Source organism: Nitrobacter sp. Nb-311A (genome assembly GCF_000152905.1).
Classification (GTDB): Bacteria; Pseudomonadota; Alphaproteobacteria; order Rhizobiales; family Xanthobacteraceae; genus Nitrobacter.
The window spans coordinates 1-14167 of record NZ_AAMY01000008.1 but is presented as its reverse complement, the minus strand read 5'-3'; the positions used below and the strand labels follow the sequence as shown (position 1 = coordinate 14167).

At 61.2% G+C, this 14167-nt stretch carries 10 protein-coding genes and 3 pseudogenes; 5 read left to right on the top strand and 8 right to left on the bottom strand.

What is annotated here, in order from left to right:
- The first annotated feature begins 249 nt into the window (after positions 1–249).
- Positions 250–528, top strand: coding sequence for a hypothetical protein (locus tag NB311A_RS04250; RefSeq protein ID WP_009797224.1), 279 nt, complete (start codon positions 250–252; stop codon positions 526–528).
- 1215 nt (positions 529–1743) lie between these two features.
- Positions 1744–2271: a DUF488 family protein gene (locus NB311A_RS04240; protein WP_009797221.1), complete on the top strand. Its 528-nt coding sequence runs from the start codon at positions 1744–1746 to the stop codon at positions 2269–2271.
- A gap of 234 nt (positions 2272–2505) precedes the next feature.
- On the opposite strand, the gene NB311A_RS04235 is transcribed toward NB311A_RS04240, so the two are convergent.
- The 7 genes and pseudogenes from NB311A_RS04235 to NB311A_RS04205 form a co-directional block, all read right to left on the bottom strand.
- The gene (locus NB311A_RS04235) at positions 2506–2709 is read right to left on the bottom strand and encodes a cold-shock protein (RefSeq protein ID WP_040673935.1); all 204 of its coding nucleotides are present in this window, start codon (positions 2707–2709) and stop codon (positions 2506–2508) included.
- Positions 2691–3022, bottom strand: a pseudogene (locus NB311A_RS04230) (DUF3597 domain-containing protein); the annotation flags it as partial. The pseudogene NB311A_RS04230 and the gene NB311A_RS04235, both read right to left, overlap by 19 nt.
- Positions 3023–3080: 58 nt before the next feature.
- Complete coding sequence (locus NB311A_RS04225; protein WP_009797218.1) at positions 3081–6254, bottom strand: efflux RND transporter permease subunit; 3174 nt, start codon at positions 6252–6254, stop codon at positions 3081–3083.
- On the bottom strand, positions 6251–7672 hold the full coding sequence (locus NB311A_RS04220; RefSeq protein WP_040673957.1) for an efflux RND transporter periplasmic adaptor subunit: 1422 nt from the start codon (positions 7670–7672) through the stop codon (positions 6251–6253). Before NB311A_RS04220 ends, NB311A_RS04225 begins: the two co-directional genes overlap by 4 nt.
- An 80-nt stretch (positions 7673–7752) precedes the next feature.
- Entirely contained in the window at positions 7753–8145 is a 393-nt protein-coding gene (locus tag NB311A_RS04215) for a FixH family protein (RefSeq protein WP_040673956.1), read from the bottom strand.
- Between the two features lie 97 nt (positions 8146–8242).
- Complete coding sequence (locus tag NB311A_RS04210; RefSeq protein ID WP_009797215.1) at positions 8243–8611, bottom strand: hypothetical protein; 369 nt, start codon at positions 8609–8611, stop codon at positions 8243–8245.
- Between the two features lie 97 nt (positions 8612–8708).
- On the bottom strand, positions 8709–8984 hold the full coding sequence (locus tag NB311A_RS04205) for a metal-sensitive transcriptional regulator (RefSeq protein WP_009797214.1): 276 nt from the start codon (positions 8982–8984) through the stop codon (positions 8709–8711).
- Between the two features lie 54 nt (positions 8985–9038).
- Here NB311A_RS04205 and NB311A_RS04200 point away from each other — a divergent pair, with 54 nt between their 5' ends.
- Positions 9039–11438, top strand: coding sequence for a heavy metal translocating P-type ATPase (locus NB311A_RS04200; RefSeq protein WP_009797213.1), 2400 nt, complete (start codon positions 9039–9041; stop codon positions 11436–11438).
- 288 nt (positions 11439–11726) lie between these two features.
- Here the strand turns inward: NB311A_RS04200 and NB311A_RS22400 are convergent.
- Positions 11727–11991, bottom strand: a pseudogene (locus NB311A_RS22400) (flagellar protein); the annotation flags it as partial.
- 108 nt (positions 11992–12099) lie between these two features.
- Here NB311A_RS22400 and istA point away from each other — a divergent pair.
- The gene (istA, locus tag NB311A_RS04195) at positions 12100–13551 is read left to right on the top strand and encodes an IS21 family transposase (protein ID WP_009797212.1); all 1452 of its coding nucleotides are present in this window, start codon (positions 12100–12102) and stop codon (positions 13549–13551) included.
- 90 nt (positions 13552–13641) lie between these two features.
- A pseudogene (locus NB311A_RS04190) lies at positions 13642–14167 on the top strand (IS21 family transposase); the annotation flags it as partial.

The window sequence follows — 14167 nt, the reverse complement described above, 5'->3', positions numbered from 1 at the left end:
TTGGCCGGGGTGCGAGGTGACAGCCTTGCCCCGGCTAATAATCATGGCAAAGCAAGAAAAAAACTGTCCACAAAAAACGCGAGGTCGCCCCCCTGGCGTTGCCTATACGGAAAACATTCCAGCCAGGCTGACGCCTGAGACCACCAAGGCGGTAGATGCTTGGACGACAAATAAACGATGTTTCCCGCTCCGAATCCATCCGCCTGGTCGAGCTGGGGCTGAAGGCGCGCAAGCAATAGAGTTCGACGCATGATTGACGAAGCCCCCGAAATTGAAGTTTCGCCGCTGGGTAGCGCGGCATTGGCGACCACGTCGGCGCTGGCGCAAACGGCGACAGTTCATGAGGAATACTACGCGGTGCGCGATCCGGCGACCAAGCGGTGCACCATCGTGGACCAGAAGCCAACCGTTACGACGAGCATCGTCGACCACGGCATCTTCGGCACCCGGACCGAAGCCGAGGCCGGCATGAAGACCATGGAAGTCTGCGAGACGGACGAGCCGGTGAACGACCACGACGACGATTGAGCTGCATCCATTTTGAGTCCTGCCGGTTCTCTCGCCGGCGGGGCTTTTTCATGCGCTCATTTCGTGGCTGCAGAATGCCGAAGCGATCAACTAAGCCGGCAACGCAGCTGCGTCACAATACGAAAGGTGAACCAACTGTAACGAAGGAACAGCAGTTCTTTCGGAACGTGTCGGAAGCACGTCGGTTGGTCTACATCCCGCGGAAAACAGAATGAAAGGAGCTCTCGATGAGCTACGATCTGAAACGCGTCCCAGTGTAGGCAAAGACGTATACCAGGACCCGCGCGGTCGCCATCCACCGCCCGCTCCCGATAATATGCGGCCGTCCAGCAACTCGGCTCCCGCCGGTGGGCCAAATCCGGATCCTGGATATCCGGACCAAATGACCATAAACCAAAAAAATCCCGACCAACGACAGAACAGAGGCGAGAGGCCGCGAGTTCAGCAACAGCAGAATGAAGACATCCGAAAGGCCGAAATCAGGAAGGCCGTAAAGGAAGATAATCCGGACAACAAATCGCAGGGGCAGGAAAAAGTTGGTTACAGCGGCGGCACTTAATAGCGTCGTGCAGTCCCATCCACCTTACAGAAGGCCGCCCAACGGGCGGCCTTTTTCTCATAAGAAAACCGGCGGAGCGCGGGGTTTGGTTTACGCGATTACCGAAGAAGCCGCTGCTGCCGATCCTTTCGATCAGCATCAAACCTCATCCCGCCATGTTCAGCGGGATTTTTGTGCACACAGTTTAGTCTGACTGGGTCATCTCCCGCAGGCATTATCCGCCCCGGACGGGTCATCAGCCTGTCCGGAGCTCGACCCCAAGACTTGACCCGCCGGGAAACTGGCGGGTCTCCTTTTTGGGGCCGAACGCTCTTAATCCGCGCTCAGCAGCCGCTTCATCGTCCGATCGGCCAAATCTTTCGGACTGCGGTATGCCATCGCGATACTCCACATGCGACGCGGAAAATGTAATGGTCGGTCGGGTAAAATAGGAGTCTTGCGTAAGCGCGCTTCGCTAATGCGGGCTCGTACAGCTGAAACTTCAGACGGCTCCCGGAAGAATTGCCACAAGCAACAGCTCGATCAGCACGACCAACCCGGACCGTGACGGCGAAGACGCAACTTCTCGCATGCGCGCCGACGCGACCCCCTTGGTTCGACAGCAACGTCGGGGCAGAAGGCGAGGAACTTTTCTCAGCGGGGCGCGGTTGGCAAGCGTGACGAATCCCGTTTACACCGTTGGACATTCCACCCGAACCATCGACGAGTTTGCCAAGCTCTTGATTGCTGCGGAAATTTGCACATTGGTTGACGTCCGAAGCTCGCCATCGTCGCATAGGTTTCCGCATTTCAACCGCGAGCCTCTCTCGGATGCTCTGGAAAGCCTCCAGATCGGATATGTCTATTGCGCCGCGTTGGGCGGCCACCGAGGAAAGAGCAAGATGATTGCTCAAGAGATCAACGCGTTCTGGGAAAATCAAAGCTTTCACAACTACGCCGATTACGCGATGAGCGAGGCCTTCCTAGCCGGCCTGGAACGTATCATTGAAACGAGTCAGCACGAATTGACCGCGATCATGTGTGCGGAAGCCGTTTGGTGGCGATGTCACCGCCGAATTATCGCCGACTACCTCATCTCACGTCAGATTCCGGTGCGGCATATACTCGGACCCGGCAAGATTGTTGAGGCTCAGATGACGCTCTCTGCGGAGCGCCGAGGAGCGGTCATAAGCTACCCTGCGTAGGACTCCGGCGCGATGCTGGTGGTTATGCCGAGAGTTCTCCGTTTGACTCCCCTTCGTTCTCAAGAACGAATCCGACCCTCTCGCAAAGCGGCCACGAGATCCGTTAAAAAATGGTTTGGAGGCGGGAGAGCGCCGCCATCACGTCACCCGAACATGCAAATGGCTCGAAGCATTGCCCGGGGCCATCCACATCGCGAGCGAGCGTACATCCGGCTCAGCTCGCCGGGTCAATGATCAACCGACCCGAAGGTTCTCCGCGCTTTCCTTGCCGTGGTTCGTCACCACTTCGTAGGAAACCTTGTCGCCTTCGTTGAGCGAACCAAGGCCTGCTCGCTCGACCGCCGAGATGTGGACGAACACGTCCTTGCCGCCGCTCTCAGGCTCGATGAACCCATAGCCCTTCTGCCCGTTGAACCACTTCACAGTACCGATCGCCACTTGCCGAACTCCTGTTGGAATGAATAACGATGCGAACCCTCGCTAAGCTGCGCGGGTAAGATCGGCAGTAATTTGCCGCCGTTAGCCGCCGGCTGTGCCATCATTTGCTTATGCAGCCAAATGTTCATCGTCGCGGAGTCATTCATGTCGCCTGGATAGCCCAGATCCTTCGCCAGTTCCTTGGAGCGCTCAGGTTAGAATCGACATCAAGTGCCTTCATGAGATCAACGATCGAAGTCCGCCAGGCTAGCTGTTCGCTTTTCTTGGCTAAAGCCTTGTGGAGAATGGCTGCAACGCCAATATTGCTGCCGGCGGCCGCTGCATTTGCAAGTCATGCTCTCTGGAAATCTATTTTTGCTCGATACTCTCGCTCATGCCGCCTTTGGTACGTTTTGCGGAGTACCATTCGACAGCGTGTCGGCGGCCTTGCCGTCGCGGGGTAGTCCGCGCCCCTTCGCGACGCCAAAAATCGCCGGAATCACGATGAGGGTGAGGAGCGTCGAGGAGGTCATCCCGCCGATCATCGGCGCCGCGATGTGCTGCATGATCTCCGATCCGCTGCCGGTGCTCCACATGATAGGCAGAAGGCCCGCCATGATGGCGACGACCGTCATCATCTTGGGGCGAACACGCTCGACCGCACCCAGCATAATGGCATCGTGGAGATCCTGCCGAGTCAACATTCGGCTCTCGGCGTCGCGCCTAGCTTTCATCTCGGCAAGCGCTTGATCGAGATAAATGAGCATCACGACGCCGGTCTCGGCGGCGACGCCAGCGAGCGCGATAAAGCCCACAGCGACGGCGACGGACAAATTGAAGCCGAGCAACCACATCATCCAAAGTCCGCCGACCAGGGCAAAGGGCAGCGAGAGCATGACGATCAGGGTCTCAGTCATCGCCCCAAAGTTTAGGTACAGCAGCAGAAAGATGACCGCGAGCGTGACCGGGACCACGATCTTTAAGCGAGCGGCAGCCCTCTGCAGATATTCGTATTGACCGCTCCAGACCACATAGTAACCGGCGGGAAACTGGATGTTCTCGGTAACGGCGCGCTGAGCGTCGGCGACATAGCTGCCCAGGTCCCGATCACGGACGTCGAGGTATATGTAGGTCGCGAGCTGTCCGTTCTCGGTTCGGATTGACGTCGGTCCCCGCGCCGGCTCAACCTTGGCCACTTCGCCGAGCGGCACGGCGCCGCCTGCGGGCATCGGCACCAGGATGTCGGTAGCGATAGCTTTTGGATTGTCCCTGAGATCGCGCGGGTAGCGCATGTTCACCGTGAAGCGCTGCCGGCCCTCCACAGTCGTGGTCACCGTCTGCCCACCAAGGGCGGCCGCGATGGTGTCCTGGACGTCCTGGACCAGGATCCCGTAACGGGCAAGTGCCTCGCGGTCCGGGATGATTTCGAGATAGTACCCGCCGATGCCCCGTTCGGCGTAGGCCGACGATGTGCCGGCCACAGTTTTGATGACGCTCTCGATCTGCTTGGCTAGGCGGTCTATCTCGACCAGATCTGTGCCCATAACCTTGATGCCGACCGGCGTGCGGATGCCGGTGGATAACATGTCGATGCGGGCCTTGATCGGCATCGTCCACGCATTTGAGACGCCGGGGAATTGCAGCGCCTTGTCCATCTCGGCGACCAGGCCGTCGAGGGTCACGCCAGGACGCCACTGCTGTTTCGGCTTCAGGTTGACCACTGTCTCGAACATCTCGGTTGGCGCCGGATCGGTCGCGGTCGCGGCGCGTCCCGCCTTGCCATAGACCGAGGCGACCTCCGGGAACGACTTAATGATCCGATCCTGCGTCTGCATCAGTTCGGCCGCCTTCGTGACAGAGATGCCGGGTAGCGTCGTCGGCATATACAGCAGCGTGCCCTCGTTGAGCGTCGGCATGAATTCGGTGCCGAGCTGCCGTGCGGGCCAGATCGTGACAGCCAGTACCGCTACGGCGGCGAGGATCACCAGGGTCTTCGCCTGCAGCACGGCCTTGATCACGGGCCGGTAGATCCAAATCAGGAAGCGGTTGATGAAATTCCTGTGCTCCGGAACGATCCTGCCGCGGACGAAGATCACCATCAGCGCCGGCACCAGGGTCACTGACAGCAGGGCCGCGGCGGCCATTGCGAATGTCTTGGTGAACGCGAGCGGGCTGAACAGCCGACCTTCCTGTGATTCTAGAGTGAAAATTGGCATGAACGACACGGTAATGATCAAGAGGCTGAAGAACAGTGCCGGCCCTACCTCGGACGCCGCGTCGATCAGGACCTGGACCCGCGATTGCTCGGGCTCGGCCCGTTCGAGGTGCTTATGGGCGTTCTCGATCATGACGATGGCGGCGTCCACCATTGCACCAATCGCGATCGCGATGCCGCCGAGGCTCATGATATTGGATCCTAGCCCCAACAGCTTCATGGCGCCGAAGGCCATCAGCACGCCGACCGGCAGCATGAGGATCGCGACCAGCGCGCTGCGGACATGCAGCAGAAACACGATGCAGACCAGCGCGACGACGATGCTTTCTTCCAACAGCGTATGCTTGAGCGTGTCGATGGCGGAGTAGATCAGGTTCGACCTGTCGTAGACCGGCACGATCTCGACGGACTTCGGTAGACTGCTCGCGATCTCCTTAAAGCGCTTCTTGACGTTCTCGATCACGTCGAGAGCGTTGACGCCAAAGCGCTGCAGCACGATGCCGCTCGCGACCTCGCCCTCGCCATTGAGTTCGGCGATGCCCCGCCGCTCGTCCGGGCCGAGCTCGACATGGGCTACGTCTTGCAGCAGCACGGGTGTACCGTTGCTTGTCTTCAGCACGATGTTGCCGAGATCGTTGATGTTCTTAATGTACCCCCGGCCGCGGATCACGTATTCGAACTCCGAGAGCTCGACGGTGCGGCCGCCGACGTCGGCGTTGCTAGAACGGATCGCGTCGCGGATCTTCTGCAAGCTAATGCCGCGATCGCGCATCCGCTGCGGGTCAAGGACGACGTTGTACTGCTTGACGAAGCCGCCGATGCTAGCGACCTCGGCCACGCCTTCCGCCTTGGCCAAGGCGAACCTCAGGTTCCAGTCCTGAATCGTGCGCGTGTCCGCCAGGTTCAATTCCTTGGACATGACGGCGTACTGGTACACCCAGCCGACGCCGGTCGCGTCTGGGCCGATCGTCGGCGTGACGCCTGCCGGAAGTCTCGAGGCGGCGCCGTTTAGAAACTCCATGACGCGCGACCGCGCCCAGTAGATATCAGTGCCGTCCTCGAAGATCACGTAAACGAACGACACGCCGAAAAATGAGAAGCCGCGCACCACCTTGGACTTCGGCACCGTCAGCATGGCCGTCGTCAGCGGGTACGTGACCTGGTCCTCGATGACCTGAGGCGCCTGCCCAGGGTACTCAGTGTAGACGATGACCTGCGTATCGGAGAGATCGGGGATCGCGTCCAGCGGAAGATGAACAAGTGCATACAGGCCGGCGGCGGCCGCGAAACCCGTGCCGAACAGCACCAGCACCAGGTTGCGGGCCGACCACGCGATGATGCGGGCAATCATTTATGATCTCCCATCGCGTCTGACGCGCCGTTCGACGGCTGCTGCGTCGCCTCAGCGAAACCCTTGAGCGCGGCCTTCAGATTGCTTTCCGCGTCGATCAGGAAATTGGCCGAGGTGACTACCGCCTCGCCCGCGGCAAGGCCGTCTCTGATCTCGATGAAGCCGCCGCCGCGACGGCCGACCTTCACTACCCGCGGTTCGAAACGCCCCTCGCCCTTATCGACGAGAACGGCCTGGCGGCTGCCGGTGTCAAGCACGGAGCTCTCCGGCACCGCCAGCACCGGCGCACCATCCGCGGTGTCGATTTCGGCATCGACGTACATGTCGGGCAGCAGCGCGAAGTCCGGGTTGTCCAGCTCGATCCGGACGCGGGCCGTGCGCGTGTCGCGGTTCACCTGAGGATAGATGACAGAGATCTTTCCCGAGAAGGTTCGGCCCGAGAAGCTGCGGGCGCGTATCGAAACCGGCTGGCCGACCTCGATGCTGCCGAGATCCCGTTCGGCAACATCGACCAAAGCCCAGACCGCCGAGATGTCAGCGATCCGGAACAGCACGTCGCCCGGATTGGCCCGCATCCCCTCGATGGCGTTGCGCTCCAGCACGATGCCGTCGCGCGGCGACGACCACTGCACGGTCACTGGCGCAACATGAGACTTGTCGATCTTGGAGATGACCTGCTCTGGCACGGCCAGATTTGTCAGCCGTTGTCGCGACCCGCTCCTGTACTTCTCTACCTGGCCCACCTTATCTGAGGTGATCGTCGCCAGATAATCCGCCGCCGCGGAGGCAACCGCCGCACTGTAGATCTCCATCAGCGGCTGTCCCGCCTTCACGTGGGTGCCAGTGGTCACGTTGGCGACCTTCTGTACGAAGCTTTCGGCACGCATCGCGATCACCGACACCCGGCGCTCGTCGAGCTGGATGGTGCCGGGAGCCTTGATTGAGACACGGATCGGAAGCCGCTCGGCAGGCTCCGACTTCACTCCCGTGCGCTGGATCTTGCCGAGCGATAGTTTGACGCTGCCGTCGTCGGTGTCGTCGCCTTCGTAGACGGGAACGTAGTCCATCCCCATCGAATCCTTCTTCGGTACTGGGGACGTGTCCGGCAGGCCCATGGGATTGCGGTAGTACATAACCTTTCGCGACGTATCCTCCGCCTGCTGCTTCGGCTTGAGGGGGGCTGGGGTGGCCTTGTCGTCGTCGTAGACCGGCAGGTAGTCCCGCCCGCTGTCGTTCTTCTTAGGACCTGCCGACCAGAGTGGCGCGCCGTCCGGATCGCGATAATAGAGCGGAGTTCGGTCCGTGGCCGCCGCGGTGGTCGCGTATACGGACCAGTGTTCGCCGGCCCAGTACCAGAAGCTGCCGAAGGCGAGACTGCTCGTGAGTGCGAGTGCCGTCAGAAGACGCTGCGTGTTCATGGCGTTATCCAGCGCGCCCAAGCGCGCATTATGTGAATCGGAAAGAGGACTGCGGGCGCCGTCGAGCGGCGCCCAGAGGCTCACTTGGTCGCCTTGACAATCACCTTGCCGGTGACGGTCTCCGACTCGCCCTGCACCTTCGCGGAGAGCGTCAACTGATATCGGCCGACCATTGGCAGGTCCGTCTTGAAGGCGTAGACCCCCGGCTCCTTCGAGGGCAGCGGTGTGACCGGCGACTCCATCTCCGCCATACCGTCGGGAGCCATATCGACGCGGGTCTTGAAGATAACGGCGTCCGACACCGGCTTGCCGGTCTGCTTGTTGGTCAGCCGGACGGCGAGCGTGACGTCGTCGCCTTTCTTCATCTCCGGATTGACCGGCTCGAAAGAGTAGTCGTCGGCGCCTGCCATGGTGGCAGAAGCGGCAAGTGAAAGGGTGGCAGCAACAGCCGCGGTCGTGAATTTGGAAAGCATGGTCTTGTCCTCATAATTGATCTCCCGCCGTGGCGCTTCTAGAGCCCGCACGTCAGTCGTCTGCGCGAGCAAGCGTGCGCGCGCGGATTTTGCGAGATCAGCTTCGAGGAGGTCGGAAGGGAGGACTGTTGACGCAGGAGGACAGGACCTGATCGACGGGAATGGCGATCTCTGCCGCGGCGACAGCGAAGAGCGCGAGTGCACCGGGACGAACGTCGCCGATCGCGAAGGCTCCGCCAATGCAACAGAAACCCATCCCGCACTTGCCGTCCTTGTGCGACATCGTTCCCTGCATGTTGTCCGGACAGCAATCGTCCATCGACATGTCGCCGTGATCTGCCATGTGCATGGCGTTCTGCATGTTGTTCGACGGCATTGCGTGACCGACGGCGACCGATGCGCCGAGCGGCAACATCGCCAGCGAAATGGCGACCGCGAGTGCAAGGATGATGCGGACGAGCCGCATTTGGCTACTTACCTTTCAAGCCGACCTAATCTGAGTAGCATATTTCGGCGAGGACTGCAGTTCGATCCCGCTCAGGTATTTGTGACCACCGCCATCGCTACCTATCCACCCGCCCCACTACGTCCATCAGTTCCGCGATCTTGCGGCGCTGATCGGCCTTATCGCCGCTGTTGATGGCGTGTTCCACGCAGTGGGCCACGTGATCTTTAAGGATCTGTTCTTCCACCCGCCGGAGGGCAGAACGGACCGCTGAGATCTGCGTGACGATATCGATGCAGTACCGGTCCTCATCGACCATTTTCGCCAGCCCGCGAACTTGGCCTTCGATGCGGTTCAAGCGTTTCTGGCACGAAGCCTTGATGTCGTTCCTCATGGTTCGTATATACCCCCATAGGGTACATTCCGCAAGAGATGATATGGAGTCGCAATGGACGAGCAGCATAACAAATCCGAAGAGGCTCGTGGAAGCTGCTGCGGGCATTCGCATTCGGCCGGGGATGACGATGCCGGGCATACTCATCATCATCATGCCGCAGCGAGCGCGGTTGATCCGGTCTGCGGCATGAAGGTCGAACCAGCGACGGCTCGCTACAAGCTCGAGCACAGCGGACAAACTTACTATTTCTGTTCGGAACGCTGCCGTACGAAATTCGAAGCTGAGCCGGCCAAGTACATCAACGGAAACCCGCAGCAACAACCGGTCGCACACGCGCCGGCAGGCACCATCTATACCTGTCCGATGCACCCTCAGATCCGACAAGTCGGACCTGGCAATTGCCCGATCTGCGGCATGGGGCTCGAACCCGAGCTTGCGACGGCGGGGACCGGCCCGAATCCGGAGCTGATCGACATGACCCGCCGCTTTTGGGTCGGCCTCGCCTTCTCCGTACCTGTCGTCATCTTGGAGATGGGCGGCCACTTCGTCGGGGGCCACGGTTGGATCGACCAAACGCTGTCGAATTGGGTTCAGTTGGTTCTCGCGACGCCGGTGGTGATTTGGGCAGGCTGGCCATTCTTCGTGCGAGGCTGGCAATCGTTGATGACCCGCAACCTCAACATGTTCACGCTGATCGCAATGGGCACTGGTGTCGCCTGGGTTTACAGCATCGTCGCCACCGTCGCGCCCGGTGTCTTCCCAGCTGTTTTCAAGGCTCATGACGCCGTTGCCGTTTACTTCGAGGCGGCCGCGGTGATCACCGTACTGGTTCTCCTTGGCCAAGTGCTCGAACTCAGGGCGCGAGAGGCGACCTCGGGCGCGATCAAAGCGCTCCTAGACCTCGCGCCGAAGACGGCCCGCCGGATCCGGGCCGACGGGACTGACGAAGAGGTAGAGATCGCAGCCCTGCAGGTCGGCGATCGGCTTCGCGTCCGGCCAGGCGAAAAGGTGCCGGTTGATGGCGAAGTCGCCGAGGGGCGCTCGTCGCTCGATGAGTCCATGGTGACGGGCGAATCCATGCCGGTCAGCAAGGAGGTCGGCGGGAATGTCCTTGCCGGTACGCTTAACCGTTCCGGTGGCTTCATCATGCGCGCCGAGAAGGTCGGCGCCGACACTATGCTGTCTCAGATCGTGCAGATGGTCGCGCAGGCGCAACGCTCCCGCGCTCCCATCCAGCGTCTCGCCGACCAGGTCGCAGGCTGGTTCGTGCCGGCGGTCATCGTGGTCGCGGTCGCGGCCTTCGCGGTTTGGGCGGCGTACGGTCCTGCGCCACGCTTCGCATTCGGTCTCGTCGCCGCCGTCAGCGTCCTCATCATCGCCTGCCCATGCGCGCTCGGTCTGGCCACTCCCATGTCGATCATGGTTGGCGTTGGACGCGGGGCACACGCCGGCGTACTTATTAAGAACGCCGAAGCGCTCGAGCGCCTGGAGCGCATCGATACCCTTGTCATAGACAAGACCGGCACGCTGACCGAAGGCAGGCCGAAGGTTGTCGCTGTAAAAGCCACCTCGGATTACACCGAGGCCGAGGTGCTGCGGCTCGCCGCAAGCGTCGAACGCGCTAGCGAGCATCCGCTCGCCGACGCAATCGTGAACGAGTCTAGGGATCGGGGCATCCAGGTCGCCGACGTCCAGGACTTCGACTCGCCCGTGGGCAAGGGTGCGCTCGGGACGGTCGAAGGCAGGAAAGTGCTGCTTGGTAATGCAGCGTTTATGCGCTCTCAGGGAGTTGACACCTCCGCCATGGAAGCCGAGGCGGAACGTCAACGCGGGGAAGGTGCCACCGTCATCAACATGGCGGTGAACCGCCAGCTCGCGGGCATCATGGCAATTGCCGATCCGGTCAAGAGCTCAACTCCGGAGGCCCTGCGCGACCTAGCTTCCGACGGCGTGAAGGTGATCATGCTCACAGGTGACAACCGCACCACCGCCCTGGCGGTGGCGCGGCAACTAGGCATTGCCGACGTGGAAGCCGAAGTTTTGCCCGATCAAAAGAGCGCGGTTGTCGCGAGGCTGCAGAAGCAAGGTCGGATCGTGGCGATGGCGGGCGACGGCGTGAATGATGCGCCGGCGCTGGCTGCTGCCGAGGTCGGGATCGCGATGGGTACAGGGACCGACGTCGCGATGGAGAGTGCCGGCGTCACGCTGCTAAAGGGTGATCTCACTGGCATCGTTCGCGCGCGGCGGCTATCGCGCGCGACCATGAGGAACATCAGGCAGAATCTGTTCTTCGCCTTTGCCTACAACGCCGCGGGCATTCCGATCGCGGCTGGCGTGCTCTATCCGACCTTCGGTCTCCTGCTCTCGCCGATTGTGGCGGCGGCGGCGATGGCTCTTTCTTCCGTCAGTGTCGTGGGTAATGCCCTGCGGCTGCGGACGGCGCGGGTCTGACATACTCGGACGGCAAACTAGCGCTCGATTCAATGGACGAGCGTGTACGCGCAGCAAATGATCAGCACGCATCGCAGGTGCGCGGACAAAACCGACGACGCATTGAAAAGCTCGTTCCGTAACGCTTCCCACCCGCCCTGTCCAATGGGCCTTCGCAGGGATTTATCGCCACAGAAGGTACCTTAACGGAACCGCTGAAACAGGTGCCGTCTTGCTTTGCTAAGCCGCTCTTGAACGCTGAAAATTAGCTAGACGATCATTCCCGGCTACTGGAGCGGTTCTTCTCGTCGAAGCCTGCGAGCGCAGTGTGCCGGACGCGTTGTTTAGCGAGTCCAAAACCTTGTTAGTCGAGGCGTTGTCGAGGAAGTCGGTGCCTTTGACCAGCGATGCCAGGCCGAGGCCGCCGGATCGAAGGTCACGCCCTGTATGGTCAGGGTGGACTTGCCGGTTTCGTTGAACACCCAGCTTGAGCTGATCGCCGTTGATCAGGTTGATGCCGTTGAAGGACGAATCCCTACGCGGTAGTCTTGATCTGGTTGATCACCGCATTGTGTAAAAGCCGGAGCAATAATCCCTCACTGAAACGGCCGATTGGTTTGGCTGCGCCGGAGTAAAACTGCGGCAGTTAGAGTCCTTTGCCTGAGTCGGCAGGGGGCGGGGGATGAAGACAGTGGAGCTTTACGCGCGGGTCCGGCACGCCGTTCTGATCGAGGGGATCAGCGAGCGTGCTGCGGCAGATCGGTTCGGCATCAACGCCAGAACGGTCTCGAAGATGCTGAAGTTCTCAGTGCCGCCAGGATACGTGCGCAGGAAGCCGCCGTTGCGGCCGAAGCTCGACGAGTTCACCGGCGTTATTGACGGGATTCTGGCGGCCGACAGGGAGCGGCCGAAGAAACAGCGGCATACTTCAAAGCGGATCTTCGAACGGCTCCGCGACGAGCACGGGTTTACGGGCAAGATCACGATCGTGAAGGACTACGTTGCCGGCTGGCGCCAGCGGACACAGGAGATGTTCGTTCCGCTTGTGCATCCACCGGGGCATGCCCAGGCGGACTTTGGCGAAGCGATCGGTGTGATCGGCGGCGTCGAGTGCAAGATCCACTTCTTCGCGATGGACCTGCCGCACTCCGACGCGATCTTCGTGGTGGGCTATCCGGCAGAGACGACGGAAGCGTTTTGCGACGGGCACGTGCGAGCGTTCGCGTTCTTCGACGGGGTGCCGCGGTCGATCCTGTATGACAACACCAGGATCGCGGTTGCCCGCATTCTCGGCAACGGCAAGCGCCAGCGCACGCGCGTGTTCAGCGAGTTGCAATCGCACTACCTGTTCACGGATCGGTTTGGCCGCCCGGGCAAGGGTAACGACAAGGGCAAGGTCGAGGGGCTTGTTGGATACGCGCGGCGGAACTTCCTGGTGCCGATCCCCGTGTTCGCTGACTTCGCGGCATTGAACGCGCATCTTCTGGAGGGGTGTCGGAAGCGCCTTGCGGACCGACTGCGCGGCCATGACGGCACCATCGGTGAGCGCCTGGAGCACGATCTCGCCACCTTCCAGAAGCCGCTGCCGGCTCCCTACGACGCTTGCGACAAGAAGCCGGGCAGCGTCAACTCGCTCTCGCTGGTGCGCTATCGGCTGAACGACTACTCGGTGCCGACGGCCTATGGGCACCAGAAGGTGCTGGTCCGTGGCTACGTGCACGAGGTCGTCATCTCCTGTGGGGTCGAGGTGATTGCGCGCCATCTGCGCTCCTACGAGCGTGCGGACTTCGTGTTCAATCCGCTGCACTACCTGGCGCTCATCGAACAGAAAACCAATGCGCTCGACCAGGCCGCTCCGCTCGCCGATTGGCAATTGCCCGAGGAGTTCGCGACGCTGCGCCGCCTGTTAGAGGCCCGTATGGGCAAGTCCGGCAAACGCGAGTTCGTGCAGGTGCTGCGATTGATGGAGGTGTTCAAGATCGACGACGTGGCCGCCGCCGTGCGCGACGCGATCGCGCGCGGTGCGGTCGGCTTCGATGCCGTGAAGCATCTGGTGCTGTGCCGTATCGAGCGGCGTCCGCCACGCCTCGACATGACGATCTATCCGTATCTGTCATTCGGCATGCAAAATTGACCCCGTAAGCCGGGGGATCGGCGTCCAAAATTGACCCCCTACAGGTTGGCTGTTGCGCTGCCTGCTTTGTCATGAAGCAGGTGGTCGGGGATGCTGATCGTGGAGACGATTGCGCGGATACGGCGCGAACACTTCATCAAGGGCAAGACGATCAAGGAGATCGCCCGTGACCTGAAGGTGTCGCGGAACACGGTCCGGAAGGTGCTGAGGTCGGGCAAGACCTTGTTCGAGTATGAGCGTTCGATCCAGCCGCGCCCCAAACTCGGGCGTTGGGCGGCGGAGCTTGATGAACTGCTGGCGGCGAACGCGGCCAAATCGGCTCGCGAACAGCTGACGCTGATCCGGATCTTCGAAGAGTTGCGCGGACGCGGCTATGACGGCGGCTACGATGCCGTACGGCGTTACGCCAGGCGTTGGAGCAAGGAGCGCGGGCAATCGACCGCGGCGGCCTATGTTCCGTTGAGCTTTGCGGCGGGCGAAGCCTACCAGTTCGACTGGAGCCATGAGATCGTTCTCCTCAACGGCGTGACGGCGATCGTGAAGGTCGCTCATGTCCGGCTGTGCCACAGCCGCATGCTGTTCGTGCGGGCCTATCCGCGGGAGACGCAGGAGATGG

What these genes read in the sequence shown, in the direction of transcription:
- NB311A_RS04250 (WP_009797224.1), top strand. Translation starts at nt 250, where the DNA reads ATGATTGACGAAGCCCCCGAAATTGAAGTTTCGCCGCTGGGTAGCGCG.
- NB311A_RS04225 (WP_009797218.1), bottom strand. Translation starts at nt 6,254, where the DNA reads ATGATTGCCCGCATCATCGCGTGGTCGGCCCGCAACCTGGTGCTGGTG.
- NB311A_RS04220 (WP_040673957.1), bottom strand. Translation starts at nt 7,672, where the DNA reads ATGAACACGCAGCGTCTTCTGACGGCACTCGCACTCACGAGCAGTCTC.
- NB311A_RS04215 (WP_040673956.1), bottom strand. Translation starts at nt 8,145, where the DNA reads ATGCTTTCCAAATTCACGACCGCGGCTGTTGCTGCCACCCTTTCACTT.
- NB311A_RS04210 (WP_009797215.1), bottom strand. Translation starts at nt 8,611, where the DNA reads ATGCGGCTCGTCCGCATCATCCTTGCACTCGCGGTCGCCATTTCGCTG.
- NB311A_RS04205 (WP_009797214.1), bottom strand. Translation starts at nt 8,984, where the DNA reads ATGAGGAACGACATCAAGGCTTCGTGCCAGAAACGCTTGAACCGCATC.
- NB311A_RS04200 (WP_009797213.1), top strand. Translation starts at nt 9,039, where the DNA reads ATGGACGAGCAGCATAACAAATCCGAAGAGGCTCGTGGAAGCTGCTGC.
- istA (WP_009797212.1), top strand. Translation starts at nt 12,100, where the DNA reads ATGAAGACAGTGGAGCTTTACGCGCGGGTCCGGCACGCCGTTCTGATC.